We start from the raw sequence: 26,440 nt of genomic DNA, 5'->3' as shown, positions 1-26,440 counted from the left end.
ATGGACACGATTCAATTTGTCTATTTTTTAATCCGCCAGCACCCAAGTGTCCTTAACACCGCCGCCTTGAGAGGAGTTAACGACCAATGATCCTTCCTTCATTGCCACCCTCGTCAGCCCGCCCGGCAGCACATGCACATCCCGGCCATTGGCCAGTGCGAAAACCCTTAAATCAATGTGTCGATGAGCCATCTGCCCGTTAACGCTAATGGGGGAAGTAGATAGCTTAATCGTCGGTTGGGCAATATAGTTGTCCGGGTTCTCTTTGATTTTGGCGGCGAATCTTTCGCGTTCCCACTCCGTGGATGAAGGGCCTATGAGCATTCCGTACCCTCCGGATAAGGAAGTCTCCTTGACGACCATCTCCTCCAGCTTGGAGAGGACAAACTCCCGTTCGTCCGGACGGCTCATCAAGTAAGTTGGTACATTGTTCAATATAGGGCGCTCGTTCAGATAGTAACGTATCATCTCCGGAACGAAAGTATAGATGGCCTTGTCATCCGCAACCCCTGTGCCCGGCGCATTGGCGATCGTAATGTTTCCGAAGCGGTATGCGTTCATCAGACCTGCGACTCCGAGCATCGAATCGGGGCGGAACGCGAGCGGATCAAGGTAATCGTCATCGATCCGGCGATAAAGCACGTCGACTTTCTTTAGTCCGGACAGCTTGCGGATGTAGATCTTATTGTCCCGGCACACGAGGTCCCGGCCTTCGACGAGCTCCATCCCCATCTGCTGTGCGAGAAAAGTGTGCTCGAAATACGCGGAATTAAAGCTTCCCGGCGTCAACAGCGCAATGACGGGCTCGGCTTTGTCCGTAGGGGCCAGATTTCTTAATGAAGAACGGAATTCGTGCAGCGCGCGTTCGATACCCCGTACAGGGTAAGAGAAATACAATTCGGGGAAGTCATGGGTCATGATCGAGCGGCTCTTGAATACGTAGGAAAATCCCGAGGGAGAACGCAAATTGTCTTCAAGAACATAATAATCGCCCTTCTCATCGCGGATTAAATCAATTCCGGAAGCCGTAACGTATGTTCCCCCTGGCACCTGAAGCCGCATCATCTCCGTCCGGAAATACCGGTTTCCCATTACCATCCGACGAGGAACGAGTCCGTCTTTCAGGATACATTGCTCGTGATAAATGTCTGCCAGAAAAGCGTTTAGCGCCCGTACCCGCTGCCTTGTGCCTTGCTCGATCGTATCCCATTCCTCTGCCGGGATGATCCGGGGAATCAGATCGAACGGAATCGTCCGTTCCAGCGCCTCAGGCTGATCTCCTCCCGACAAGGTGAAAGTGATCCCTTCCTCCAGCAGTCGACCGTTCATCTGCGTTTGCCGGGTTACCCGATCCTCCAAGGACATGCGGGAAAGCATCTGGTGGACTTTACCGTAATGCGTGCGAACCTGAGCTCCGTTATACATCTCATCGTAAAAACGGGAGGAAGGCGAAGTAACCGATACTTCGTTCATCATTTCCATGTAGAACGGCTCCCTCTCCATAATGGGTTTTATTCCAATCATATTCCGTTGATATAGTGATGTCAATAATAGTTACATTAATTCGCTATATTCTTCTGTCTAATTTACATGTATATGACATTATTAGTTATGTTAAAGTTACACATTTTCTTTGTCGCAAAAATTAGCTTGAAACCTTACGTTGTGTTAAAATAAATATGTTGTGTGAGACCGTATTTTTGGAGAGGGTGGTTGTCACCCATGAAACCGAATCGCAAGCGAACCTATATATGGACGAAAACAGGCTTTCAACCCCAAGGTTGAAAGCCTGTTTTATTTCTTGCGCGGGGCAAACTTTCTTTGAAGGGGTAATCTTTGTGGCGGATAGGCATCATTCAGGATTATTGGCGATATGGATCAGCTTGATTAGCAACATTATATTGACCGCGCTGAAGATCGCAGCAGGACTTGTACTCGCTAGTCCCGTGCTCCTTGCGGACGGCGTGCATAATGCCGGAGACATCATCGCGACAGTGGCGGCATTGACCTCTTCTATGGTGTCCAAAAAACCGGCGGACGACGATCATCCCTACGGACATGGTAAAGCTGAGGTTGTGGCGTCGGCATTCGTCGCGGTCATCCTCGTGCTGGCCGCTTTCTGGATCGGAATCCAGTCTATCGGCGCTTTATTCAAACCCCCTGGCGAGGAAAGTTGGCTGGCGCTCGGAGCAGCGGCCATCTCTCTCCTATGGAAGCAAGCCTTATATATTTACACGATCCGCGTGGGTAACGCGACCAAAAGCAAAAGCGTGCTGGCGACGGCTTACGATCACCTTGCCGACGTTTACGCTTCTCTGGCCGCGGTTATCGGCATTGGACTCGGGCTATTGGGAGATCGTTTAAATTGGGATTGGGCAGCCTACGGTGATCCGATCGCCGGTATCGTCGTTTCGTTGCTCGTGCTTAAGCTGGCTTATGAAATCGGGCGGGATTCCGTCGACATTCTGATGGAGCGTAATGTTTCGGTAGAGAAATTAGCCTACTACGAAGCCTTAATCCGCACGGCGGACAATGTCAAAAGAATCGACCGGGTAAGAGCGCGCGAGCACGGTCATTACATTATCGTAGACGTCCGGGTAGGTGTCCCCCATGACTACACCATCCAACAGGGACACGATATTAGCAGGCAGCTCAAAAAGCTGATCATGGACTATGACCCCGACGTCGTGGAGGTCATGATCCACTTAAATCCCTGGGAACCGTCGGCGTACACCCCTCATGTCTAACAAAAAAAGAGGTAGTCCCTCTGGTCCTATCGACCTTGAGACTACCTCTTCGCATATCGCTCGGCAAACTAAGCCACTTTGTTGTATGTCATTATCCAGATCGACCCGGCAACGATGGTCAATACGATGAACAAGCCGAGAATAAGCACCATCAGGTTGTAACGCGGTTTGCCCTCTTCCTTCAGATGCATGAAGTAGACCAACTGCACGACAAATTGCAGCACCGCCGATCCGAGCAACAATAATGTCGCCGCCTTGCCCTCCAACAAATGGTTCAGGACGACGATGAGCGGAATCGCGGTCAGCACGAGCGACATCAGAAAGCCGATAACGTAAGACTTAAGCGAACCGTGCGCCTCATGCGAATCATGAGAGTCATGCGTACCCGGCGTTCCGTGAGAATCGTGAGCCCCTGCGGCCGAATGCCGTTGCGCCATTTTACATCACCCCCATCAGGTAGACGATCGTAAAGACGAAGATCCATACCACGTCGAGAAAATGCCAGTACAAGCTTATGATATTCACTTTGCGCCGGGTGACCGAATTAATCCCATGGCGCCCTAATTGAATCATAATGGCGATCATCCACACGAGGCCGACCGATACGTGCAAACCATGAGTGCCGACCAATGTGTAAAAAGCAGACCATTGAGCGCTCGTCGATATTGCCGCGCCTTCGTGAACGAGCTTCACGAACTCCGTTATTTCCAGCGAAATAAATGAAGCTCCAAGCAACGCCGTCACGATCAGCCAACCGATAAGTCCCTTGCGATTTCCCTTGTTCATCGACAACACTGCCAACCCGCTCGTAAAGCTGCTCGTCAGCAAGATGAACGTCTCGGCGATAACGCCCGGCATCTCGAACAATTCCGATACCGTCGGGCCGCCGGCCGTATTTCCGTTCAAAACGACGTAAGTCGCGAATAAGGTGCCGAATAGGATACAGTCGGTGATCAAGAAAATCCAGAAGCCCATCATTCGCAGCGCTTCGAGATCATGATGCCCCTCATGGGCATGGGCATTCCTATTATCCGCCATTAGACAACCCTCCTCGCCGCAGCTTCCGTGCGTTTGATTTCATCGACCGGTATATAATAGTCCGTTTTATAGCGGAAAGAGTGAACGAGCATGCAAGCCGCAACTCCGATAAGTCCAGGAATAGCTAACCACAGCCAATCAAAGACGAAACCGAAGCCCGCCACGAAAAAGAAGGACGACATCACGAAAGGTATACCCGAGTTTTTCGGCATATGAATGGGTTCAAGCGATGGCTGCGGTTTGGGTGTTCCGCCTGCGGCAAGCCGCAGCTTCTCTTCCCACCAAGGATCCTTCTCGTCCGCATGCGGCAATGTCGCGAAATTATATACCGGCGCAGGCGAAGGGATTGACCACTCCAACGTACGACCGCCCCACGGATCGCCGGTCGTATCGCGTTCCATAAACTTGATACTGTGCAGGATCTGCCATACTTGAAAGAGGAATCCGATTCCCATGAGGAAACCGCCGATAGTGGACACCAAATTAAGCTCCCACCAGCCTTTATCCCAGCCATAGCTGCTTACGCGGCGGGTCATCCCCATCAGACCGAGTATATATTGCGGCATGAAGCACACATAGAACCCGATATTCCAAGTCCAGAAAGCCCATTTGCCGATTTTCTCATTAAGTTTGAAGCCGAACACCTTAGGCCACCAGTAATACAAGCCCGCGAAGTAACCGAACGCTACTCCTCCGATAAGCACCTGATGGAAGTGAGCGATAAGGAAGTAGCTATTATGGAACTGGAAGTCGGCAGGCGCGACCGACAGCAATACCCCCGTCATCCCGCCTACGACGAAACAAGGAATGAACCCGATCGTCCAAAGCATCGGCGTCTGGAATGTTATCTGCCCTCGGAACATCGTGAACAACCAGTTAAATACTTTAACGCCAGTTGGAATTGCGATGATCATCGTCGTCAGTGCGAAGAACGCATTAACGCTCGCCCCCGAACCCATCGTAAAGAAGTGATGCGCCCACGTGAAGAACGAGAATGCGCTGATGCTCATTAACGCGAATACCATGGACTTGTAGCCGAACAATCTTTTCTTGGAGAAGGTCGCCACGATTTCGGAGAAAATCCCGAACGCAGGCAATACTACGATATAGACCTCGGGGTGTCCCCACATCCAGATGAGATTAATGTACATCATTGGGTTGCCGCCGCCGTCGAGGGTGAAGAAGTGGGCACCGAGATAACGGTCAATAAATAACAGCGCCAACGTGACCGTTAAGATCGGAAACGCCAGTATGATCGTCAAACAGCTCGAAAGCACCGACCAGGTGAACATCGGCATCTTCATCAGTTTCATGCCCGGCGCGCGCATCTTAAGGATCGTCACGATAAAGTTGATCCCCGTCATCAGACTTCCGATCCCGGAAATCTGGATCCCCCAGATATAGAAGTCTTGCCCGACTCCCGGGCTATGGGACAGCTCGGATAGCGGCGGATAGGCGAGCCAGCCCGCATCCGGAGAACCGCCGATAACGAAAGACATGTTGAACAGCATCGCCCCGAAGAAGAAGAGCCAGAAGCTGAGCGAGTTCAGGAACGGATACGCGACGTCGCGCGCTCCGATCTGAAGCGGAATAACGAGATTGAATAACCCGAACATCAGAGGCATCGCCATGAACAGGATCATGATGACCCCATGCGTCGTAAAGATTTGATTATAGTGCTCCGGAGATAGGAATTCCGAATCCGGAATCGCTAATTGCGTCCGCATGAGAAGCGCATCGACTCCGCCCCGGAAGAGCATGAGCAGCGATGCGATAACGTACATGATCCCGATTTTCTTATGATCGACGGTCGTTAACCATTCTTTCCATAGCCAATTCCATTTTTTGAAAAAAGTGAGCGCGGAAACGACCGCAATTATCGTAAGCCCGATGGAAACGTCGGCCCCGTAAATAAGCGGATCGCCCGTAACGAAAAATTCGGACGCGAAATCCTTAATTTTGTCCAACATGACGGCACCTCTCTTTCCCTCTATTCATGATTCATGTGACCTTCGTGATTCATGGAGGCGCCATCGCCCATATCCATGTTCATATCCATCGCAGGAGCTTTATCGGTTGCATCCGCTTCACCTGAATCGGAACCGTGATGATGCTCCGTCGCACCTTCGCCGCTACCTGAACCATGATTGTGACCGCCGTATTTCGTTACGATTTGCTGGAACAGGCCTGCGGGAATCGAAGAAAAGCTTTCAACCTCCGATACGCCGGGTATCGCCAATTGCTCGTAGCCTTCCTTAGTCAAGGCCGGAGACGAACCCTTAATGCCTTGAACCCAAGCATCGAATTGTTCTTGCGATGTCGCTTCTGCGGTAAACTGCATTTTCCCGAACTCGCGTCCGCTGAAGTTGGCCCCCATGCCTAAGTAGGACCCCGGCTCATCCGCAATAAGATTCAGCTTCATCGCCATCCCGGACATCGTGTAAATTTGGCCGCCCAGCTGCGGAATCCAGAAGGAGTTCATCGGCGCGTCTGAAGTCAGCTCGAAACGGATCGGGACATTCGCAGGAAATTGAATGTAATTCACCGTTGCGATGCCTTGCTCCGGATATTGAAACAACCACTTCCAGTCGAGCGACGTCACCTGAATGACCAGCGGTTTAGCCTCGTGTTCAAGCGGCTTGGACGGTTCAAGCAAATAAGTATATTTGACCGTAATGGCTGCAAGAATAACTATAATGACAATTGGAATGCTCCACCAGATCGTTTCAAGCTTCGTGCTGTGCTCCCAATTGGGATCGTATTTCGCTTTTCTATCGGGTTGGTGACGATATTTCCATACAATATAGAAAGTAAGTATTAACACAGGCACAATAACTACTAAGCAAAGCGCAGTAGATATGATCATCAGATCCAGTTGCTGCTTGCCGATAGCCCCTTTCGGATTCAGCACGATCACCTTATCGCTGCAGCCCGTCATTAGAATCGCCATGGTTATCAACGACAGAACCGCCGTTAGACGCCGAAGCCCTTTCCTCATTTCCATCTCCCCCATCTCCACAAAACATGACTGCCGAGGGCCGTCAGAAATTCATCCTTCCCTCATCTGTAACCAACATATCAGAAAGATAAGCGAGGTTCCGCACAGTTAACAAAGGCGTCAAACATTCGTTGAAATTTCGCAATACAATGTTCACCGTTTCGACGAATTGTGAAATAAAGTACATACTTTCGTAACAAAAAACCGCCGCAGCAGAAGTTTCCTTCTGTCGCGGCGGTTCTTAAATGACCATTAAGTTAAGCAAGCTCTTCAGTGGCAGCCGTTTGGGCAGGTTCTTGATTTCTCTGCATCAGGGGAGCGATTACGCCGAACAGCATAATCTGGCTTCCGCCGATCAAGAATCCGATCCCAACCATTAAACCGAGGTTGCGATCGTTAAACTGCGCGATGTTCATCATGCAACAGATGATGCCGACGCCGATGACAATCATTGCGACCCATTTCAGCATGCGTGACATTTCCTTATTTTTCATGAGGTCCAACCTCTCTCGTGTAAGCGCTATATGTGAACATTTTAGCACATACTTGTGACAGATTAAAGTCGGAATTCACATTTGCGACAAATTTGGGCTCATGCACGCGTACTGACGCATGTATCTACAGAAAATGGCTACTGCGCAACCGCCGAGGAGGTCACTCCCGATGACTGCTCAACCGCTTTGGATGACTCAGATGGCTGCGGATCCGTTTTGCCGTCTTTACCGGCCTTATTGCTCTCTTCGGTCAGAAGCTGCTGGCCTTTGGCTTGAATGTTGTCCAGCGCATCCGCGATGGTTGTCTTGCCGTCCGTTACTCCTTGCATCTCTTGTTGCGTCACTCCATCGAATTTCTGGAAAAAGTCCTGCGGCAGCTTATCGAAATCCTTGTACATATTCGACTGCACCGGTTTCAGACTATAGAAGGCTTCCATATGATGCCCTTCTCCATTGTCGAGGTATTTGGTACGGGCAGGAAATCCGCCATTCTGCACTTTGGACGTGACCCTGGCGAATTCATCCCCGTTTACGTAACTAATGAATTTCCACGCGGCGTCGGTATTCGATGATTTCGCATCGATCGAGAAAATTTGGTTGATGGACATCCCCGTGCTTTCATCGGGTTGCTGCGGATTTACAGGCACCGTCACGACATCCCAGTTCTTAATTCCTTTATCCTTGAGGACATTTTTAGCTTCCTTGAGCTGATCCATTATATAATTGCCTTCCATAGTCATGGCCACTTTACCGCTGATGAATGGATCTCTAAGCAGATAGCTCTCATAAGTGGAGTTTTGAGTCATCTGGCCATTAGGATCTTCCGTATAGAGCGCGCCGGATTTCATCGCTTTATCCGCGAGCTCGAACGCGGCTTTCCATGAATCCGTATTGATCGTCATCTGCTTCGTAGTTGGATTAATGTAGCTTAGACCTTGGGATGAACCTATGGAAAGACCGAAATAATACAAATTAGGGTTATAACCCGGTTTCAATCCGTATATTCGATTCTCTTTCGTTCCCGTTGTCGGGAATCGGGCCGCAAGCTGAAGCACGCTCTCCCAGCTCATTCGGTCTTCCGGGAACGGAACCCCGTATTTGGTAAACAAGTCTTTATTATAGAAGAGCGCCTGGCTGTAGAAGTTCGGGGACAACCCGTACAGAACGCCGTCGCTTTGCTGTTTAATGTAATCGATGATACCCGGAGCGATACCTTCTAGATCATATTTATCCTTCTTGATGAAAGATTCCAGATTGTATAGTTTGCCTTCTCCTGCCATCCGCTTGTATTCCTCGGTGCTTAGCATAAGAACGTCCGGCTTCTGCTCGTCAAGAAAATCCTGCATCGCTTTCTTCATGTCTTTGCCTTCTTCGTATCGGACGCTTTGCGTAGAGACGACTTCTATCTCGATATTAGGGTTCATAGCGGCGAACAGCATTCCATATTGCTGATAGAAGCTTCTTTCGTCGTAATACATCACTTTAATCGACGTCTTAACATTCTCCTTGGAATCATTCCCGCCAGTACTGCAGCCGGCAAGCACGCCAGTAAACAAGGTAATGAATAAAATAAACATAGCGATTCGGTTACGACTCATATGCTCACTTCCTTAATTTGATAGTCTATGTATCTATTACAATGCTGCGTTTTCCATACAACACCTCTCTTTCCCAGCCCTATTAAACATTTACATATTGTACCACAAGAGGGAAACGTTTCTCGACAACTATTTCCGCTATATTATTTTTCACACTACCTTGCATTGTTCAATACCGTGTGATAAATTATATCCATAAGAGCTACTGTAGTTTATTCAGTACTGAATATACAAGCATATAGAAGCTAGGACAGAGAGTGGAGGAAGAGCCGTGGATATCAACACCCAATTCAAAAAAGGAGTACTCGAACTTTGCGTCCTTGTACTCATCCAGAAGCACGACCGTTACGGTTACGAACTTGCTGAAGCGGTATCGGAACACGTCGAAGTGGCGGAAGGGGCGCTTTACCCGCTGCTTCGCCGCTTAGTCAAGGACGGCTATTGCACCACTTATTTGCAGGAATCAAGCGAAGGCCCGCCGCGCAAATATTATCAGTTGACGCCCGAGGGATTGCAGTATTCCAAGGAGTTGATTACAGCCTGGAACGCTTTCGTGCATAACGTGGCTAATCTGATCGAGCAAGGCGAGTTTCCCAAAGAATGAAGCTGGCCTGACGGCCTTCTCACCCTCAAACCCCTACTTTAGTCGGGGTTGCGCATGAACTCGCGTCGGTTACCGGATTGAATGGTTACAAGGTATGATGATTGAAAATAACGGAAACGGAAAAGGGAGAATCCCATGAATAAATTGGAGTTTATCGAAACGCTCCGCTACTACCTGGCCGCATTGCCGGAGGATGAACGGAACGAGCTGCTGCGCGATTACGAAGCGCACTTTATCTACGGGCAGCAGAATGGAAAGTCCGAAACGGAAATCGCCAGAGAGTTAGGAGACCCGTTAGCGTTGGCTCGGGAAGCCATTGGCCCGGATTTCTTGCCCCCGCCGCCATGGTCGCCGTCCCGTCGGGACATTCCGCGTTTCATCGGCGTATCGATTTTGCTCTTTTTCCTGAACGTGATGTTTGCGATTCCAGTCTTTGCTTCGATATGGGCGGCTTTCATCGCGATATGTGCAGCGACGCTTAGCTGCTTCTTAGCTCCCGTTGCTTTAGTGGCGGAAACCGTACTGTACGGTAATTATATGCCGGGTAAATGGTTCGTCGCGATCGGAATGGTCGGTATCGGCATGCTGCTCGCCGTTGCCGCAAAATCTATCGGAAAATGGCTGGTGTTCATCACATTGAACTATGCCAAATGGAATTACAAGACATGGAGAGGAAGTCATTGAAATGAAAAAGCTTTGGTACCTTACCGCTATCGCCCTCATCCTAATCGGGCTCGCAGGCGTCGCATCTTATGGATGGAAATCAACAAGCGACAAACTGCCGGAATTCGAGAAAACGTGGACTTTCGCGGCCGCCGATCTGCGCAAACTGCACATTGTAAGCGATTATGACGTAAATATTTCTTTCGTTAAAAGCACGGACGGCACCAACTCCATTCAACTCAAGGGACATGGAACCGATAAAATGATCGAAAAAGCGATGAAAACCGAAATTTCCAGCCAAAGCTTAAAGTTTGATCTCACCCGATTGCCTAAAAAATATATCAACTTCTTCGATTTCAACTTTGACAGCGTTAATGAAGATTTCGTTATCTCCGTGACGGATGATTCCGTTCTGGATTCCTTGAACGTGAAAGTCGATTCAGGCACTATGAACATTACGGACGCAGCTATTCTGCGAATTGCCGACGCCGACCTGACCGCGGACTCCGGCAACATTACGATCAACAATTTCAAAAGCGACCGATTGAATGTCCATGTCGACTCGGGCAAAATCAATGGTAACAAAGTTACAACCGATCTAACGGCTACCGCTAGTTCTGGGAATATCAAATTCGAGAACATGACGGGACGTACCAGCGTATCCGTAGATTCGGGCAACATTAAGCTGTATAAGCTGGACACTTCAAGCGCGGAGTTGTCTGCGGATTCGGGCAACGTTTACGTGCAAGTTCCTGCTGCTTTTGCGGGATTCTATGATTTGCAGGCCGACTCCGGTTTGGTTCGTTCTCCAGAACCTAAGAGGGATACGAAAGACTACGTGAAGGTCAGAACGGATAGCGGAAATATTATCGTCGAACAACAATAGAATCGATTATCGAAAATGATCGCACCTTAGCCTACGCCGTATTTTCTCATGACCGCTCGAGAAATACGGCGTGTTTCGTTATGCGCGGATAAAAGTCTATTACCGATGCAAGGCGGGTATTCATATCCAACTTTAGTCGGGGTTGAATCCAATCCCCAGACGGTTACGAGCATTCCCCAGCAAGCGCTAAGATGAACGTAGAAGAAATTTACCGCGCGAATGCGGTTTAGTTCAAGGAGGTAAACCCTTTGTTCTCCATCCTTACCAATACTATCTTCGCAAGCGCACTTCTCATACTAATCGTATCCTGGATCGCCGGAAGCAAAGCTTCCCGATTGCTGTACGGCGGTTCAGCCGAAAGGCTAAGCCGCAAAACCCGCAAACAAATGGTATGGGCCGCTTACGCGTCTCTGCCTGCCGCAAGCCTTGTCGTCGCCACTCTCCTCATGACCCAATCCATGAGCCCCGTATTCTGGGAGGATCGCGTGCTTCTCCACCTTCCACTCACCGTGGTGCCTCTGCTGGCGATCTGGTTTTTGTCCATGCCGAGGTTATGGAAGCTCTGGCGGGAAACGCGCAAACTAACCGGCTCCCCGCTGTCGGCGGACATCCGCAGGCAAGCCGCGCACCCTCTGATCATCGTTCCTTTTCAAATGTCGGCGCTAGGCGCGGTTACGGTTTTCTATTACTTGCTCGTCACTCCCGTACCCCTCCAATTAACGAAAGCAATCGTCCCTATCCTCATCTGGGCCGCCGCGATCGTAGCGCTATGGTTCGTACATGACCGCCGATTTCAGAGGGTGAGTCACCCGGAGGCAGTCATCGTTTACCAGCCCTGGAGAAGAGCGCTCAGAGGATTAGGAATCTTCTTCGTCGCGGCAGGGCTAAGCGCAACCGCTCTCGTTATCGAGAGCCAGAACAGCCGCCTCCCTGATCAGCTCAATATGGCTGAAGGGCCGATGGAGTTCGGCGGAGGACCGGCACTTGCGCACAATGCGCCGGGAGCCATTTCAGTTGCTATGCTGACGGGCCCTCGAGAAGGGACGCCGGATCGGAAGTTCACCTTAACGGCGGAGAAAAAGACGATAACCTTAAGCTCCGGAGAGCAGGTAGATGCTTGGACGTATAACGGACAAATTCCCGGCCCGGAGCTGCGGATGAAGCAAGGGGAGTTGGTCGAAGTTACTTTGATCAACCGGGACATCGAAGAAGGCGCAACGATCCATTGGCATGGACTTGATGTGCCCAACGCAGAAGACGGGGTTGCCGGAGCGACTCAAGACGCCGTTATGCCGGGAGAGCAGCACGTTTATCGCTTCATAGCGGAGCAAACAGGAACTTTCTGGTACCATTCGCACCAAGATTCCCAAGAAGCGGTGGAAAAGGGTTTGTTCGGCCCATTGATCGTCGAGCCCGAAACGCCGGTTGAAACGTCCCCGGTTGAAGACATAACGGTTATTACTCATGTATGGGAAAACGCGGGTTTCTCTATAGGAGCAAATACCGGCGTTCAACGCAAGAAGATGACTCCCGGGACACCGGTACGTATAAGGTTGATCAATACCCAAGACTGGGTGAGGCAGAAGTATGTTCTGACGGGCACCCCCTTCCAAGTAGCCGCCGTAGATGGAACGGACCTTAACGAACCGGGACAATTACAAGATACGCACCTCGAATTACCGACGGGCGGCAGAGCGGATTTGACGTTTGTCATGCCGGATCATCCCGTCTTTCTTAGCGCTGGAGGAGATCAGAAGCTAGGTATCCTGTTAAGCCGCGATGGCACCGGGGAAATTCCTGATATTCCTAAAACCGAAGTTTTCGATTTAACCCATTATGGCACCCCCGTCGCAACTCAAATAAATGCGCAAAGCGATTTTGACCGGGAGTTCCAGCTGATTCTCGACAATAAAATCGGTTTCTACAATGGCCAATTCAACTCTCTGTATACGCTGAACGGCAAAGTATTTCCGGATACCCCCATGTTCATGGTCCGCGAAGGCGATCTTGTGAAAACAACGATCGTAAACCTCGGCGCCGTCGATCATCCGATGCATCTGCATGGCCACCACATGTTGGTGTTGTCCTATAACGGCGAGCCGGTGACCGGCAGTCCTTGGTACTCCGATACGTTGGACGTGAAGCCCGGAGATACGTATGAAGTCGGCTTCGTCGCGGATAACCCCGGACTATGGATGGACCATTGCCACAATCTGACGCATGCCGCCGTCGGAATGTCCATGCATCTGATGTACGAAGGAGTCACGACACCTTACACCGTCGGGAGCGAAACCCTTAATCACCCTGAATGAGCTGCCGAGGAAGGGGTGAATCGCCTCCAGCCTAAGCAATGCGGAAATTTCCCGCAAGTTAGGCTTAACTCTGAAAACCGTACGCAATCATGTCTCCAATATTCTGAACAAACTGCAGGTCGTAGATCGATCGGAAGCGATTCTGCTGGCGCGCGAAGCGGGGATGGGAATGCCGCGCGAATAAAATTGTCGAATAAAATGGGATTTTGTGTTAGTTTTACTTACATAGGATCCTTTTAATTTACTTCGACAAGGAGCTCAGCCAAGCCATGCAAATGATTTTGAAGCCAGCACTCTTTATTCTGAATTCATTAAAGTATGGTTACAAATTCTTACTTATTGGCATTCTGATCCTAATTCCTCTCGCGGTAACGATGTATTATCTAGTCGTGGAATTAAACCGAGGGTACGAGTTCGCTTATGACGAGCGGACAGGCGTCGAATACAATTTGGGGCTGCAAGCGATGATGTCAGCCGTGGATGAGCACCGGCGATTAGCCGTCTCGGGCGGGGATCAAGCGCAAACCGCGGAAGCTTTGGTCGACCGGAAGATCGCGGAGATGGATATAACCGACCGTAATTTAGGAGCCGCTCTTGAGGCTTCGAAAGACTGGGAGAAACTGAAGCAGCATTGGACAATGATTAAGACATCGGGGGCCGCAATGTCCGCGAAACAATCGAGTCAAGAGCACGCCCTCCTCTTGGAAGAAGGAGCGGCGCTTATTTCGCATGTCGGGGATACGTCCAAGCTGATTCTGGATCCCGATCTGGATTCTTATTATTTAATGGACGCAACCGTCATTCGCCTTCCCTTGCTGGCGAAACAAATCGGCGACTTAAGGGACCAAGGAAAGCAACTGGCCGAGAAAAAAACGCTTACTCGCGAACAATTGACGGATTTAACGGAACAAGCAACGGAAATACGGATTGCGGTTAACGCCATCGGGACCGGTTACAAAATAATCATCGAGCAGAATCCGCCATTGAAAGCTAAATTGGAACAAACCCTGCAGCAATTCCAAACGAGCGCGGAGCAATTCCTGGCCGCTTTGAAGGAAGGTTATCTCACAAATGATACGGTAACCGGTACTTACGACCAATACACTGAAGCTTCCCAGGCAGCCATTAAAGCCACGAATGCCTTATACGTTGTCGATGCTAAACAATTGGATGGATTAATTCAGACAAGAGAGATCCATTACTCTCAGGTCAAACGTTTTGTTATTTCCTTCGTGGTCATTCTCATCTCGATCGTCTGTTACATGTTCATCGGATTTTACGCCTCCATCATGAGGGCGATCCGGTTACTGCTCCACTCGACGACAGAAGTGTCCAAAGGGCGGTTGCAAACCCGAATGCCCATAGCAACGCGCGATGAAATGAAGTCGGCGGCCCAGTCCTTCAACCACATGGTCTCTGAAATGCGGGAACTGATCGGCGCAAGCAGCCGGAACGCCGAGCAAGCCGCCAACACCTCCGCGCGATTGGCCGACATCGCGAAGCATTCTTCCGAATCCAACGCCTTGTTATCGGCCTCCATCCAAGAAACCGCATCAGGCACCAATATGCAGCTGCAGAGCACGATGGATTCAGCCAAAGCGATTAGCGAGATGGCGATCGGGATCGGACGTATAGCCGAGACGACCGGAAGCGCTTTGCAAGTATCGCTGGAATCCGCCGGACAAGCAGAGGAAGGCAAGCTCGCTCTGGATCGGGTCGTTAACCAGATGGGGGCTATTCAGCAGTCGGTTAACGGAACGGCGCAATCGATCGGGTTATTGAACGGGTTTGCCCAGCAAGTCGGGCAAATGGCCGAATTTATTAAAGGAATAGCCTATAAAAGCAATATCCTTGCATTGAACGCTTCCATCGAAGCGGTTAGAGCCGGCGAGCACGGACGCGGATTCATCGTTGTAGCGAGCGAAACACGCAAGCTGGCGGAATTGTCCGGCTCCTCTGCGGATGGGATCGCAGATTTGCTCAGTCAAATCCAATCGGCCGGCGAACAGTCGTATCAAGCCATGAACGACGTGCAGCAGGAAGTCCAATTGGGAAGTCGTGCCGTTCAGGATGCAGGCCTAACCTTCCAGCTCATCCTCTCCTCAACGCGCAGCATTGCCAGTCAAATCCAAGAAATCTCGGCGGCTTCGGAGCAGATGTCGGCTTCTTCCGAGCAGGTGTCGGCAACCATTCAACAAATTGCCGACATTGCCAAAGGTTCTTCCGAGCAAGCAGACCAGATGAACGACGTTTCTTCCAGGAATTTGACTGCCATGAAAGAATTGTCGGAACAAGCGGAAATGCTGAAAAACCTTTCCTACTCTCTGCAACGGCAAATCGAGAAGTTTACGAGTTGATGCCGAATTGGCCTACTCGTATAAGCCTATTATTGTCCTGTGCGATTCTCGCATTATGGACTATAATAGGCTCTATTCTTGTTTGCGAGAGGCAGGAAATGCGGATGTGGTTCGGCGAAAGAAAATATGCATGGGGACTGCTTGGCATTCTCTGGATCATCGGTTGCATTGGCGCCTTATCCCGCTTCGTCATGGCTTATTATCAAGCGACCATTGCCGAAGATTTCGAAGTCGGCCGCAGTTTCATCTCCGTCGCCTGGTCGTCGAACCTGCTCATAGCGGCGATCTCAGCCCCTATCGGCGGCTACCTGGTCGATAAATACGGCGCTAAGTTAATCTTAATCACCAGCGTAATCATCGGAGCTATCGGCTCCTTGCTCGTATATCTTTTTCCGAACCCGGTCACCTTCTTCCTCGCCTTCGGTTTGTTATCCGGCTTGATCGGCCTTGGGGCCACAACCTCCTTCACGCTGGTCGTGCATTGGTTCAAACGCCGCCGCGGCATGGCTTTAACCATACTGAACAGCGCTTCCCCGTTAGGGTTAGCGCTAGTGACACCTCTATTCATTCAAGCCGAAGGCTTGACATGGAATGTCGCCTTTCTGCTTAGCTCCTTGCTCAGCTTCGGTCTCGTCGTCCCGCTTACAACGGCTTTCATGCGCAATGGCCCTGCCGATAAGACCGACTCCGTGTCTGATGACGTCACATTAACCGTAGAGAAGAAAGAACGCAACCGCTGGCAAAATTTGAAACACCAATTATCTATGGCTATCTCTACCCCGGTCATGCCCATCATCATAATGGCGCTGTTTGCTTGCGGATTCCATATGGGCACCGTTGAGATGAACATGGTCGCCATCCATCAGCATGCGCACGTTTCCTCCTCGCAAATCGCGTTAGCCGTCAGCTTGCTCGGTCTCATGGAGGTTGCGGGTTCTTTCGTATTCGGATATATGCTCGATAAAATTCCGCGCGCCCTTGCGCTCGCTATGCTATATGGCATCCGGACGATCGGGTTTGGCTTCCTGTTTCTGCATTTGGATGCAACGCCGGTATTATTCTCCGTATTGTTCGGCGCTGCCTATAACACGACGGTTCCCGGGAGCCTGCTGCTTGCGCAGGAAACAACCAAAGGCTCCGCGACCCAGACCGGATTTCTCCTCCTTTTCCATCAAGGAGGAGGGGTCATCGCTGCGTTGCTTGCCGGGATATTATTCGACGCGCTCGGAAATTATCAGCTTCACATCGCGCTCGATGCGTTCTTCGCGGTAATCGTCTCGCTAGGATTTATATGGCTGCACTTCTACTTGCGAAAGCGGGGAAGTCTGCCCAACTAACCTTGTTAGAATCCCTGTTTCTCGGCATACCGTCCCCAGTGAGGACGCCGGCCATCGACATCGACAATGCCATAATCGTCGGATAAACCCCAAGAGGTAAAAGTTTTCCCCGATTTGCCCAAGAGATCCGGATCCGCAGCCAATGCCGCCAGCCCTCGGGCAACGAAGAAGGGCGTTTCCGACTCCAAGAAGTGAGGGTCCTTGTCTGCCGCATCCCGCCAGTTGTCCTCCGTAACGCCGAAATGATCCAGCATTTGCTCCGACCGCAGAAAGCCGGGCGTTACCGCTACCGCAGCCACTCCATGCGGACGCAGCTCCGCCGCCAGCGCTTCGGCCAGGTGGATAACCGAGATTTTGGCCAAGCTGTAGGGTAAGTTGCCGCGGTATCGATAGTCGTATCCGTCCGTAATTTCCACGATTAAGCCTTCGCCCCTCTTAACAAGGAGCGGAGCTCCGTAATAACTCGTAATCATATGGGAATGAACGGCTCGCCGTTGCATGAGCAGCGCATTGCTTAACGACCCTTCCCAGAACGGGGTTCCCCACTCCGTCAACGTTTCGCCGCCCCATACGTCATTGACGAGAATGTCCAGCTTGCCGTCTTGTTCTACCTTGACCCTCTCGAATAAAGCCTTTACTTGCTCTTCGACCGTATGATCGACTTGCACTGGGATGCCCTTACCGCCTTGCTGGCTCACAAGCTCCGCCGTCTCTTCGATCGTTTCATTCCGACCTATGTCGGATGGATTACCCCTAACGCTGCGTCCTGTCCCGTATACCGTTGCGCCTGCCGCCCCAAGCATCATTGCTATCGCCCGCCCCGCGCCTCTCGTCGCTCCGGCTACAACCGCCACTTTGCCCTCTAATGGTTTCATTAAAAGAAACGCCTCCTCTGTTTCTGTATGTCCTTTACTTCTTAAGTATAATCCCGATAGATGACAGCCTCTGTCATATATAGATGGTATACTAGAAACAACCAAAGGACCGGAGGAGTTGCATTAATGAGAGCGGATAGGCTTCTTATGATTATGTCTTTGCTGCAAACCCACGGGCAGCTGTCTTCGCGGGAATTGGCGGTTCAGCTTGAGGTGTCCGAACGGACGATTCACCGCGATATGGAGGCGCTTAGCGTAGCCGGGATTCCCGTCTATGCGGAACGAGGCCCCAAGGGAGGCTGGGCTCTGTCGGAAGGTTACCGCAATCAGATGACCGGGATGACAACGGATGAAATTCGCTCCTTGCTGCTCCTGCACTCTTCCAGCGTCGTGAGAGACCTCGGACTGCAAGACCAAGTACAGACGGCGTTCCGCAAGCTGTTCTCTGCTCTTCCGTTGACCGTTCAACGAGAAACGGAAACCGTAAGGGAACTCATCCACGTCGATGGCGCCGGCTGGCATTCCTCCATCCACTCTGAAATGCCTTGTTTACCCATTGTTCAAGAAGCGATATGGGCGCAGCGGAAGTTGAAGATTGTCTATCGCAGTTGGGATTCCGTCTCGGAAACAGAACGTTTCGTCTGCCCGCTCGGACTTGTCGCCAAACAAAGCATCTGGTATTTGATCGCCCAAACGGAAGAAGAGATCCGCACTTACCGGATCTCTCGATTAAAGAATGCCTCTATGCTCGAAGAAACATTTTCCCGCCCTGGCGGCTTCGACCTTGCCGCTTACTGGGAGCAATCGACGAAAAACTTCAAATCGAATCTCCCCCGTTTTCCCGCGAGCGTAAAAGTAGCTTCGGCACGTTGGAGCAGATTCAGCCAGGAAAGGTATGTGACCGTTCTAACTAGCGAAAAAGTAGACGATGAGGGATGGGTGAAGGCCGACGTGGAATTCAATACGTTGGAATCCGCATGCGAGATCATCCTTGGCTATGGGCGGCATGTGCAAGCTCTCTCTCCCGCGCTACTGTGCCATAGCGTGTATGAAGAAAGCAAAGCGGTGGTTTCGCTGTACGGGAGCGAAAGCGAGTAGGGATACAGTGTATATCATGGATACAACGCGAGCTCCAACCTTTTGGTCGTCTCAAGTTGGAGTATCTCCCCCTTCTCGAACGATACGGGATGCTTGAACAGCGGTCCATCGTATACGAAGGTGTGATATTCCCCGCCTTCCCCCATTGGGCAAACCTGTCGTTCCCGTACAATATCGTCGTAAAAGGCCTGGTCAACCTCCCTGCCGAGCCACTCTTCCGAGAGAGCACGATCGCTAACGCGGATAACAACGGCCTTAAATCCGGAGTCAACGAACGTTTTCAGCGCATCGCGGGTTCCGTCCGGTTTCATCCAAAGCGGATAAAGCGCCTCAACTCCTACGGCCTCAGCCACCCCGGTCCCCCACTCCTTGTGCTCCTCGAGAAACAAATCCCCGAATGCGATCGCCTCCAATCCGTACTGGTCTTTGAATCCTTGGAGCGCGCTTATGTAATCATCCGTATACGTCTCGAAGGTACAAGCTATGAACTCCAACGGCAAGGACAACGCCTCTGCCTGCGCCCGAATCAGTTCCAGTTTCTCTCCGTGTCCGAACGTTCGCCCGATTTCCTGCGGCACCGTCGTCAGTAAGCAAACAACCTCGTACCCTGCTCGAACAAGCCTGTCCAGCGTCATACAGCTGTCCTTGCCCCCGCTCCACGACAGTGCCACCTTGCTGTTTACAGTACTTCCTGTCACGATTCCCAACTCCCACTATGCACCGATTAAAAGGAAAACCACCCCGTGCGTCGAAACCGTGTATTAACCACTCATTGAGGAGGAATTTTCTTGTCTAACACACCCGTTTCCATCCAAGGCATTACCCAACTATCCATTCGCGTTCACGATGTCGCGGCATCCGTTTCATTTTACAACGAGACTTTAGGGCTTCCGCTTCTATTCTCGCAATCCAACATGGCCTTGCTTGATTGCAACGGAATTCGCCTGCTGTTAAGTATACCGGAAAAACCCGAGTTCGATCATCCCAGCTCCATCGTCTATTTTCGCGTGGAGAACATTGAACAAGCCCATCAGAGCCTGCTTGCCAGCGGCGTCGATTTCGTCAGCCCCCCGCACAAAATAGCCGAGTTCAACGGGTTTACCGTATGGATGGCCTTCTTCTACGACCCGGACCGCAACGTACATGCGCTGACGAGCGAAGTACCGGTCGCTTAAGCTTGAACTGAAACGGAATTTGGCGGGATACGTAAATGGTTTTATTGATCCGTGGAGGTGTTCATTTGTTTTTATTTAAGCTCGTGCCTATTATGTTCATCCTGATCGGGGTACTGAATGTGCTGTTTCCGAGAGCGTCATGGTTTATGAAATACGGCTGGCAGTACAAGAATGCCGAACCGAGCCAAGCCGCGCTTATAACGGCCCGAATAGGCGGGATTATCGCCATCATCATCGGGATATTCATCTTAGCCTCGGGTTTCCCTAACATCGGGACGCCGGCTGGTTTTATAACGGACTGAAACTTAGTTGGAAAATGTCCAACAAGATCAAAAACCGACTCCCGAACAGCCTAATCGCTGCGAAGGAGTTCGGAAATTCCTACCTAGAACCCGCCAAACCTGCTTACCTTCCCCCAAGGCTTCCATACCGAAATCGCGTACATGGCCACCATAGAGAGGAGTTGGAGAACAACCCCCGTGAACAGAAAAGCTTGGTTTGCCGTGAAATCCGGGCTGCTCCGCGCCAGCATACCGAAGCTATCCGTCACCCTTACCCCCTTGAGCGTCCAATCATAAATCCCGACGAGCCCGATGACCATGCATAACAAGGTCAAAATTTCCTTAGCGATAATCCAATAAAAGCGAAACAATCCCCACGAGGTAAATACCGATAACAAGATTCCCGTCACTACAGTGCCGATCGTCGAGGCTCTTATGCTAGTCGCAGCCAACAAATGCATCACAGTATAGCAGGCTTTAAGAACCGATTCATCAGAGGTTACGGCTGCCGTCAAACTAACCGTAATGAGCACGACATGTACGCCGAATAGGATAGCAACGAACAGCAGATGAAGCGTCAGCAGCACTCTCCTAGACTTCACCTCCAGCTTCTTCATAGGTTAAAACGGTAACCGACGCCCCATATTGTCTCGATGTTACGCGGGTAGGCGGGGTCTCGCTCGATTTTCTCCCTCAGCTTGCTTATATGCACGGTTACCGTGGCATGGTCGCCTAGCGCATCCAATCCCCACACCCTCTCGAACAAATCCTCTTTGCTGAACGCCTGATTGGGATGCGAAACGAGAAAGAGCAGAAGCTCATATTCCTTGGCGGTGAAAGCCACCTCCACGTCGTTCACGTATACCCTCCGGGACTTTTTATCGATGCGAATTCCATGAAGCTGGATCTCGTCCTTGCGCCACTCCCCGCTTCCGACTAGCCGCTCGAACCTCGCCAAATGCGCCTTCACCCTAGCCACGAGCTCGCCCAAGCTGAACGGCTTGAGAATATAATCGTCGGCACCCAATCCGAATCCGCGGATTTTGTCCACTTCTTCTTTCTTCGCCGACACGATGAGAATGGGCACGTTACTCGCTTGACGAACTAGCCGGCATATTTCGTAACCGTCCGTGTGCGGAAGCATAAGGTCAAGCAGGATCAGGTCGTAGCTCTCCCGGAGAGCCATTTCCAAACCGATATCCCCCCGTTCCGCCACGTCCACCGAATAGCCGCTCGCTTGCATGTAGTCCTTCTGCACTTCCGCGATGATAGGGTCATCTTCAATGATGAGAATACGCTTCATGTCGTCTCTCCTTTCCGGCTCGTCATCTTAGGCAGCTTAAAATAAATATGGGTGCCCTGCCCTTGCGTGCTCTTCACGGTAACCGTTCCGCCATGTTCCTCGATGATTTGCTTAACGATAGCCAGACCCAATCCGCTTCCTCCGGTATTGGAATTGCGAGACGGCTCCGCCCTGTAAAATCGCTCGAACACGAAGGGCAGTGCATCCGGAGGAATGCCCGGTCCATTATCGGAAATCCGAATTTCGACCCCTTCTCCTTCGACCCGCAAGCCTATCTCCAGCTTCCTCTCCTTTTTGTCCATATGCTTGAGGCTGTTATCGATGACGTTCGAGATGGCACGATGCAGCTTCTTGCGATCCGCCTCTAGCCATATCGGACCGTCGTTAATCTCGCTCTCCGTAGTCAATTTCAACCCCGCTCAATCTTGGGTCGATCCTCAGTTCCTCTATCGTTTGCCCCAAGTAGTCCTCCAACTCGATGACTTCGTAGTGGAAAGGCTGTTTTTTCATATCCAACGTGGAATACAGGAAAAGCTCGTCGATTAACCGATCCATGTCGGACGCCTTCTTGGCGATCATGCCCGCATACTTAGCTCGCTTCTCATCGGAATCCGCCACGCCGTCCTGCAAGCATTCCACGCAGCCTTGGATAGCCGTAATCGGGGTTTTGAGGTCATGGGAGATGTTCGCCAGCAGTTCTTTACGGTTTTCCTCGAGCTGCAGCTGAACTCCGATCGATTGCTTCAACCGAACGCGCATTTCCTCGAAAACCGCTCCTAGCTGCCCGATTTCATCGTGACGCCCCCGCCCCCCGAGATTGACTCCATGCTCCAGATTGCCCTCCCTAATTTGCTCAGCGGCATTCTTCAGGGCATATAGCGGTTTAATGATACTTCTGGATACGACATAAGTAAGAACGCCATTCGTTAAGATAAGCGCGCAGAGCAAGGCCAGCAAAACCGTCGGAATGAACTTGCGCACAAAGTTGTAAATCGGCTGCATGTCGGTGGCCACAATCAACTTACCGTTTTGCCCGTTCTCAAGCTGAAAAGGAATTTCTTCCGCAGAGTAGCCATGTTTCTGTGCTTGCGGGATTTCTCCGGGGTCTAAGCTGCTGGACGCATACTCCACCCGTTCACCGATCGTAACGACAATCGTTGCGCTGAATTTCGCTAGCTGCGCATCCGCTTCCTTAATGAACTCAGGATCGCTTAATAAGCGCGGGTCATACTTGGCGATATACTTAATGCCGGATATCATTTCATTCCGACCTCCGAACCATTGCCCGAAAGCCGCGAACGGAGCATGCTCCTTGGCAGGGAGGGTGTTTGATGCCTTGCCGCCGGTGAAATCTTTAATGAATAAGGAAGACGCTAAAAAAATCGAAACTCCGAACAAGATAAGCGGAATGATGATCATCGCCGCGTAAGATAGCAACAGTTTCCTGCGTATGGACATGAACAGACATTCTCCTTTCCGAATTTATTGTAACTCCTACCTGTAAAGCCTCTCTAAAACAATTCTAAAAAAAGTGTAAAATATGTAGCCTTCATATGAAAAGACACCCAATCTAGGGTGCCCTTGAACCAATCTGCCTATTGCGACGCTAGCCCACCCAATTTGATATTTCTTGGAAATACGCGATGAAATGGTCCGAAGACATCGGCCTGCCCGTATAGAAACCTTGAATCCGGTCGCATTGCAACTGCTGCAGCCTCATCAATTGACCTTCCGTCTCGACCCCTTCAGCCGTAACCGACAGGCCAAGACTATGCGACATTTCAATGACGGCTTTCGCAATCGCATCGCCATCGGAGTCCTCGATCATATTGAGAATAAAGGACGGATCGATTTTCACCGTATGCACGGGGAGTTTCTTCAGCCATAGAAGCGAAGACTGGCCGATGCCGAAATCGTCGATGGCGATTTTTACGCCGATATCCACTAGTTCGCCCAGCATTCGAATACTATGCTCCAGATTCTGAACAGCCGTATATTCGGTAATTTCCAAGCATAAGTTGTGGGGCTGAATTCCCGTGTCCTTAAGAACCTTGCGGACGATGTCCGGAAAATGCTCCTGTTGAAACTGCAGCGCCGATAAATTAACGGAAATGACCAATGCGGGCATTCCTGCGTTTATCCATCGCTTGCACTCCATACACGCCTGTTCGAGCACCCATTGCCCGATCGGGATTATGAGCCCCGTTTCCTCCGCTAACGGAATGAACTCGTCAGGCTGAATGATTTTACCGTCCGGAGTATGCCATCTGAGCAGCGTTTCCGCTCCATAGACTTTACCGGTAGAGAGCGATACCTGCGGCTGGAAATGCAGTACGAGTTCCTGCCGCTCCACTGCATACCTAAGCCCGGTTTCCATATTGAATCTCTCCACTCTCTTGGAGCTTAGCGCTTCCGTATAAATCCCTAAGCGGTTGCCGCCATTTTCCTTGGTGTGGTACATCGCCAAGTCGGCGAATTTAATCAACGAATCCACGTCCGAACCATGACTTGGATACATACATGCCCCGATACTGGCCGACAAGAAAAACTCCTGCCCTTCCAACAGAAACGGCTTCGTCAACATCCGAAGCATTTTGTCGGCTACGCAAGCTACGTCCTCTACTCCATCGATTCTGGATAGCAACACAATGAACTCGTCACCGCCCAGGCGGGCGATGATATCAAGTTCTCCTACGCATTCCCTAAGTCCTTGCGCCGCACGTTGGAGAAGCAAGTCCCCTGTCTGATGGCCGAGCGTATCGTTTACGATTTTGAATCGATCCAGATCGATCATCATAACGGCAAGTTTCTCCCCGTCGCGAGCTCTATCTTCCATCGCTTGCTGCAACTGATCCTTGAACAAGAGCCGGTTAGGCAGACCGGTAAGCGCATCTTGATAAGCCAACTGGGTGATTCTGGCCTCGTTCGCTTTCTTCTCCGTTATGTCGGTTAAGGATCCGATGATTCGAACCGCTTTACCCGCGGCATTCCAGACGATGTCCCCCGCTAGGAATACCCAAATAAACTGTTCATCCAGCCCTCGAATGCGAAGCTCCAATTGAATCGGATGGTCCTTCTCGTAAGGCCGCATAAAGGCGAATCTGAGGGCCGATTGGTCCTCCGGATGAACTAACTCAATCAAGGAGCTGGGAGCATCCGATAATTCCACCTTCGACCCGCTGAGAATTTTATGCGCGCGTATGTTCCACTCGATCTTATTCGTCTCTAAATCCCAGTCCCATATCCCATCGTTCGTCGTTCTCGCTACGATCTCCAGCTTCTCGGCGATCGATCGTACTTGGCGAAAGAGCAGCTCGCGTTCCAATGCGACTGCCAGTATCGTAAAGCTGTGACGGGATAAATCGTTAGCGACAAAATTGTTCAAAGGATCCAGCGGGCCGGCCAACGCGATATATCCCCAGTTCTGAAGATCGGACTTAACCGGATGGAGGATAACGATATCTTCTCCGCCAAGCCGGGTACTAGGGGGGAGATAGGATATCGGAGGGAAGCTGTCGAGCTGATATTTCTCCCCTTCCGGCGGCACCGCATCCCCGTTCTTGCTGAACACCTGGCGCACGACCAGGTGCCTTTGACCTTTGTCGTCTTCCTCCCATAAGGCTAAGCAGCCCCAGTGGCATAAATTCCAGAACAGATTGGAGATATGAATTTTCTCTTCCTTCGTGGCTATAATTAATCCTCTCGTCATTTTATAATTGTTGACCGTTATTTTATGAAGGGAAGTTCGCAGTTGAGAGAGGCTTTGCATGTAATTATCGAAATCATCCGACGACGAGAACTGCGTTCTCTCGGCGCAAGCGCACGAAGATCTGACGATGAATTGCGCGGGAATCAACGCCTCGGTTTCGTTAAACTGCCGTCCTTCCAGCATATCGAACACTCTGCGGACGGCTTCCTTGGCCATCGCCTCGAAAGGCTGCCTCACAGTCGTCAGGGACGGATAATTAGCGGCGGCCTGATGGATATCGTCAAAGCCGGTAACGGCATAATCTTGAGGAACAGAGTAGCCCTTCGACTGCAGGCAATCAATGACTCCAAGCGCGTTCAAATCCGACCCTGCAGCGACGGCGGTGAATGAAACCCCGCTCTGAAGAAGCTTCTCCGTTGCCAATATGCCGCTTTCCAATAAATTATCGTCCGCATTGATGACACGAAGCTCTTCGAAAGGCAGCCCATGCTGTTCGAGTGCATCCCGATATCCTAAGTAGCGTTCATACAAATCGTATTGATCCAGGTTGCCGACGAAAGCAATTTCCCGGTGCCCGTGTTCTATCAAATGATTAACCGTTTTGCTCATGCTCACGCGATTATCGATGAGAACCGAATGCCCCTGAGGAAAAGGCGATTGAAACCCGACGCAAACGAAAGGTTTCTCGCTTTGCCCGAGTAATTCTAGAAAAGCCGCGCTTGCCGAGGGCAGAATCAGAATCCATGCATCGACAATCCCGAATGCGATGGGTTCTTCCAATGCGGTTATGCCGAGATAGTCGTCCGCTACTTGTATGGCGAACAGCTGCGACTCCTTCTCGCGGACCGCTTGATGAATAAAAGGCAATAGCCGACCATAGTACTCCCCATCCAAGTGGGGGGCAATCACACCAATTCGATGACCTTCAGCCACGATGCTCCCCGCCTTCTGCATGTAGGTAAATA

Annotated in this window: 25 protein-coding genes; 11 read left to right on the top strand and 14 right to left on the bottom strand. The window is 50.9% G+C overall.

Annotated features, from left to right (window positions below; translation table 11 throughout):
* Positions 1-27: 27 nt before the first annotated feature.
* On the bottom strand, positions 28-1,482 hold the full coding sequence (locus K7P76_RS10315) for a circularly permuted type 2 ATP-grasp protein (RefSeq protein WP_232185213.1): 1,455 nt from the start codon (positions 1,480-1,482) through the stop codon (positions 28-30).
* A 356-nt stretch (positions 1,483-1,838) separates the two neighbouring features.
* Between K7P76_RS10315 and K7P76_RS10310 the strand changes: the two genes are divergently transcribed.
* Entirely contained in the window at positions 1,839-2,747 is a 909-nt protein-coding gene (locus K7P76_RS10310; RefSeq protein WP_232185212.1) for a cation diffusion facilitator family transporter, read from the top strand.
* Positions 2,748-2,815: 68 nt separating this feature from the next.
* On the opposite strand, the gene cyoD is transcribed toward K7P76_RS10310, so the two are convergent.
* From cyoD to K7P76_RS10280, 6 genes are all read right to left on the bottom strand, one after another.
* Positions 2,816-3,184: a cytochrome o ubiquinol oxidase subunit IV gene (gene cyoD, locus K7P76_RS10305; RefSeq protein ID WP_232185211.1), complete on the bottom strand. Its 369-nt coding sequence runs from the start codon at positions 3,182-3,184 to the stop codon at positions 2,816-2,818.
* Position 3,185: 1 nt separating this feature from the next.
* Positions 3,186-3,785 (bottom strand): cytochrome o ubiquinol oxidase subunit III, encoded by a 600-nt coding sequence (cyoC, locus tag K7P76_RS10300; RefSeq protein WP_232185210.1) that lies wholly within the window; start codon positions 3,783-3,785, stop codon positions 3,186-3,188.
* Positions 3,785-5,755: a cbb3-type cytochrome c oxidase subunit I gene (locus K7P76_RS10295; RefSeq protein ID WP_232185209.1), complete on the bottom strand. Its 1,971-nt coding sequence runs from the start codon at positions 5,753-5,755 to the stop codon at positions 3,785-3,787. Before K7P76_RS10295 ends, cyoC begins: the two co-directional genes overlap by 1 nt.
* A gap of 20 nt (positions 5,756-5,775) precedes the next feature.
* On the bottom strand, positions 5,776-6,783 hold the full coding sequence (cyoA, locus tag K7P76_RS10290; RefSeq protein ID WP_232185376.1) for a ubiquinol oxidase subunit II: 1,008 nt from the start codon (positions 6,781-6,783) through the stop codon (positions 5,776-5,778).
* Between the two features lie 257 nt (positions 6,784-7,040).
* Positions 7,041-7,277 carry a hypothetical protein gene (locus K7P76_RS10285; RefSeq protein WP_232185208.1) on the bottom strand — a complete coding sequence of 79 codons (237 nt, stop codon included), beginning with the start codon at positions 7,275-7,277 and terminating at the stop codon, positions 7,041-7,043.
* A 137-nt stretch (positions 7,278-7,414) separates the two neighbouring features.
* Entirely contained in the window at positions 7,415-8,875 is a 1,461-nt protein-coding gene (locus tag K7P76_RS10280; protein WP_232185207.1) for an ABC transporter substrate-binding protein, read from the bottom strand.
* A gap of 271 nt (positions 8,876-9,146) precedes the next feature.
* Here K7P76_RS10280 and K7P76_RS10275 point away from each other — a divergent pair, with 271 nt between their 5' ends.
* The 7 genes from K7P76_RS10275 (at position 9,147) to K7P76_RS10245 (ending at position 17,034) form a co-directional block, all read left to right on the top strand.
* On the top strand, positions 9,147-9,479 hold the full coding sequence (locus tag K7P76_RS10275) for a PadR family transcriptional regulator (RefSeq protein WP_232185206.1): 333 nt from the start codon (positions 9,147-9,149) through the stop codon (positions 9,477-9,479).
* Between the two features lie 135 nt (positions 9,480-9,614).
* Complete coding sequence (locus K7P76_RS10270; protein ID WP_232185205.1) at positions 9,615-10,163, top strand: HAAS signaling domain-containing protein; 549 nt, start codon at positions 9,615-9,617, stop codon at positions 10,161-10,163.
* A 1-nt stretch (position 10,164) separates the two neighbouring features.
* Positions 10,165-11,028 carry a DUF4097 family beta strand repeat-containing protein gene (locus tag K7P76_RS10265; RefSeq protein ID WP_232185204.1) on the top strand — a complete coding sequence of 288 codons (864 nt, stop codon included), beginning with the start codon at positions 10,165-10,167 and terminating at the stop codon, positions 11,026-11,028.
* 248 nt (positions 11,029-11,276) lie between these two features.
* Positions 11,277-13,340 carry a multicopper oxidase family protein gene (locus K7P76_RS10260; protein WP_232185203.1) on the top strand — a complete coding sequence of 688 codons (2,064 nt, stop codon included), beginning with the start codon at positions 11,277-11,279 and terminating at the stop codon, positions 13,338-13,340.
* A gap of 19 nt (positions 13,341-13,359) precedes the next feature.
* Positions 13,360-13,524: a response regulator transcription factor gene (locus K7P76_RS10255; protein ID WP_309244752.1), complete on the top strand. Its 165-nt coding sequence runs from the start codon at positions 13,360-13,362 to the stop codon at positions 13,522-13,524.
* Positions 13,525-13,609: 85 nt separating this feature from the next.
* A complete protein-coding gene (locus K7P76_RS10250; protein WP_232185202.1) occupies positions 13,610-15,697 on the top strand; it encodes a methyl-accepting chemotaxis protein in 2,088 nt (695 codons plus the stop codon).
* 98 nt (positions 15,698-15,795) lie between these two features.
* On the top strand, positions 15,796-17,034 hold the full coding sequence (locus K7P76_RS10245) for an MFS transporter (RefSeq protein ID WP_232185201.1): 1,239 nt from the start codon (positions 15,796-15,798) through the stop codon (positions 17,032-17,034).
* Positions 17,035-17,039: 5 nt separating this feature from the next.
* Here the strand turns inward: K7P76_RS10245 and K7P76_RS10240 are convergent, their stop codons facing one another.
* Positions 17,040-17,909: an SDR family oxidoreductase gene (locus K7P76_RS10240; RefSeq protein WP_232185200.1), complete on the bottom strand. Its 870-nt coding sequence runs from the start codon at positions 17,907-17,909 to the stop codon at positions 17,040-17,042.
* Between the two features lie 126 nt (positions 17,910-18,035).
* Between K7P76_RS10240 and K7P76_RS10235 the strand changes: the two genes are divergently transcribed.
* Positions 18,036-19,007, top strand: a complete 972-nt coding sequence (locus tag K7P76_RS10235; RefSeq protein WP_232185199.1) for a helix-turn-helix transcriptional regulator — start codon at positions 18,036-18,038, stop codon at positions 19,005-19,007.
* Positions 19,008-19,021: 14 nt separating this feature from the next.
* Here the strand turns inward: K7P76_RS10235 and K7P76_RS10230 are convergent, their stop codons facing one another.
* The gene (locus tag K7P76_RS10230) at positions 19,022-19,705 is read right to left on the bottom strand and encodes a Dph6-related ATP pyrophosphatase (RefSeq protein ID WP_232185198.1); all 684 of its coding nucleotides are present in this window, start codon (positions 19,703-19,705) and stop codon (positions 19,022-19,024) included.
* Positions 19,706-19,795: 90 nt separating this feature from the next.
* On the opposite strand from K7P76_RS10230, the gene K7P76_RS10225 reads away from it, so the two are divergent.
* Together K7P76_RS10225 and K7P76_RS10220 are read left to right on the top strand one after the other, a co-directional pair.
* On the top strand, positions 19,796-20,182 hold the full coding sequence (locus tag K7P76_RS10225) for a VOC family protein (RefSeq protein WP_232185197.1): 387 nt from the start codon (positions 19,796-19,798) through the stop codon (positions 20,180-20,182).
* 65 nt (positions 20,183-20,247) lie between these two features.
* Entirely contained in the window at positions 20,248-20,484 is a 237-nt protein-coding gene (locus K7P76_RS10220; RefSeq protein WP_232185196.1) for a DUF6199 family natural product biosynthesis protein, read from the top strand.
* 83 nt (positions 20,485-20,567) lie between these two features.
* On the opposite strand, the gene K7P76_RS10215 is transcribed toward K7P76_RS10220, so the two are convergent.
* The 5 genes from K7P76_RS10215 to K7P76_RS10195 all read right to left on the bottom strand — a co-directional run bounded on the left by K7P76_RS10215 (position 20,568) and on the right by K7P76_RS10195 (position 26,408).
* Positions 20,568-21,065 (bottom strand): hypothetical protein, encoded by a 498-nt coding sequence (locus K7P76_RS10215; RefSeq protein ID WP_232185195.1) that lies wholly within the window; start codon positions 21,063-21,065, stop codon positions 20,568-20,570.
* Positions 21,066-21,076: 11 nt separating this feature from the next.
* A complete protein-coding gene (locus K7P76_RS10210) occupies positions 21,077-21,766 on the bottom strand; it encodes a response regulator transcription factor (protein ID WP_232185194.1) in 690 nt (229 codons plus the stop codon).
* Positions 21,763-22,173: a sensor histidine kinase gene (locus K7P76_RS10205; protein WP_232185193.1), complete on the bottom strand. Its 411-nt coding sequence runs from the start codon at positions 22,171-22,173 to the stop codon at positions 21,763-21,765. The genes K7P76_RS10210 and K7P76_RS10205 overlap by 4 nt, the downstream gene beginning before the upstream one ends.
* Complete coding sequence (locus tag K7P76_RS10200; RefSeq protein WP_232185192.1) at positions 22,151-23,224, bottom strand: sensor histidine kinase; 1,074 nt, start codon at positions 23,222-23,224, stop codon at positions 22,151-22,153. The genes K7P76_RS10205 and K7P76_RS10200 overlap by 23 nt, the downstream gene beginning before the upstream one ends.
* Before the next feature lie 148 nt (positions 23,225-23,372).
* Positions 23,373-26,408: an EAL domain-containing protein gene (locus K7P76_RS10195; RefSeq protein WP_232185191.1), complete on the bottom strand. Its 3,036-nt coding sequence runs from the start codon at positions 26,406-26,408 to the stop codon at positions 23,373-23,375.
* Positions 26,409-26,440: the final 32 nt, after the last annotated feature.

The organism is Cohnella silvisoli (assembly GCF_021190915.1).
Classification (GTDB): Bacteria; Bacillota; Bacilli; order Paenibacillales; family Paenibacillaceae; genus Cohnella; species Cohnella silvisoli.
The sequence above is the reverse complement of the archived record's forward strand: the minus strand, read 5'-3'. Positions and strand labels throughout refer to the sequence as shown.

What these genes read in the sequence shown, in the direction of transcription:
- cyoC (WP_232185210.1), bottom strand. Translation starts at nt 3,785, where the DNA reads ATGGCGGATAATAGGAATGCCCATGCCCATGAGGGGCATCATGATCTC.
- K7P76_RS10245 (WP_232185201.1), top strand. Translation starts at nt 15,796, where the DNA reads ATGCGGATGTGGTTCGGCGAAAGAAAATATGCATGGGGACTGCTTGGC.
- K7P76_RS10235 (WP_232185199.1), top strand. Translation starts at nt 18,036, where the DNA reads ATGAGAGCGGATAGGCTTCTTATGATTATGTCTTTGCTGCAAACCCAC.
- K7P76_RS10265 (WP_232185204.1), top strand. Translation starts at nt 10,165, where the DNA reads ATGAAAAAGCTTTGGTACCTTACCGCTATCGCCCTCATCCTAATCGGG.
- K7P76_RS10210 (WP_232185194.1), bottom strand. Translation starts at nt 21,766, where the DNA reads ATGAAGCGTATTCTCATCATTGAAGATGACCCTATCATCGCGGAAGTG.
- K7P76_RS10315 (WP_232185213.1), bottom strand. Translation starts at nt 1,482, where the DNA reads ATGGAAATGATGAACGAAGTATCGGTTACTTCGCCTTCCTCCCGTTTT.
- K7P76_RS10280 (WP_232185207.1), bottom strand. Translation starts at nt 8,875, where the DNA reads ATGAGTCGTAACCGAATCGCTATGTTTATTTTATTCATTACCTTGTTT.
- K7P76_RS10200 (WP_232185192.1), bottom strand. Translation starts at nt 23,224, where the DNA reads ATGTCCATACGCAGGAAACTGTTGCTATCTTACGCGGCGATGATCATC.
- cyoD (WP_232185211.1), bottom strand. Translation starts at nt 3,184, where the DNA reads ATGGCGCAACGGCATTCGGCCGCAGGGGCTCACGATTCTCACGGAACG.
- K7P76_RS10240 (WP_232185200.1), bottom strand. Translation starts at nt 17,909, where the DNA reads ATGAAACCATTAGAGGGCAAAGTGGCGGTTGTAGCCGGAGCGACGAGA.
- K7P76_RS10285 (WP_232185208.1), bottom strand. Translation starts at nt 7,277, where the DNA reads ATGAAAAATAAGGAAATGTCACGCATGCTGAAATGGGTCGCAATGATT.
- K7P76_RS10295 (WP_232185209.1), bottom strand. Translation starts at nt 5,755, where the DNA reads ATGTTGGACAAAATTAAGGATTTCGCGTCCGAATTTTTCGTTACGGGC.
- K7P76_RS10270 (WP_232185205.1), top strand. Translation starts at nt 9,615, where the DNA reads ATGAATAAATTGGAGTTTATCGAAACGCTCCGCTACTACCTGGCCGCA.
- K7P76_RS10250 (WP_232185202.1), top strand. Translation starts at nt 13,610, where the DNA reads ATGCAAATGATTTTGAAGCCAGCACTCTTTATTCTGAATTCATTAAAG.
- cyoA (WP_232185376.1), bottom strand. Translation starts at nt 6,783, where the DNA reads ATGAGGAAAGGGCTTCGGCGTCTAACGGCGGTTCTGTCGTTGATAACC.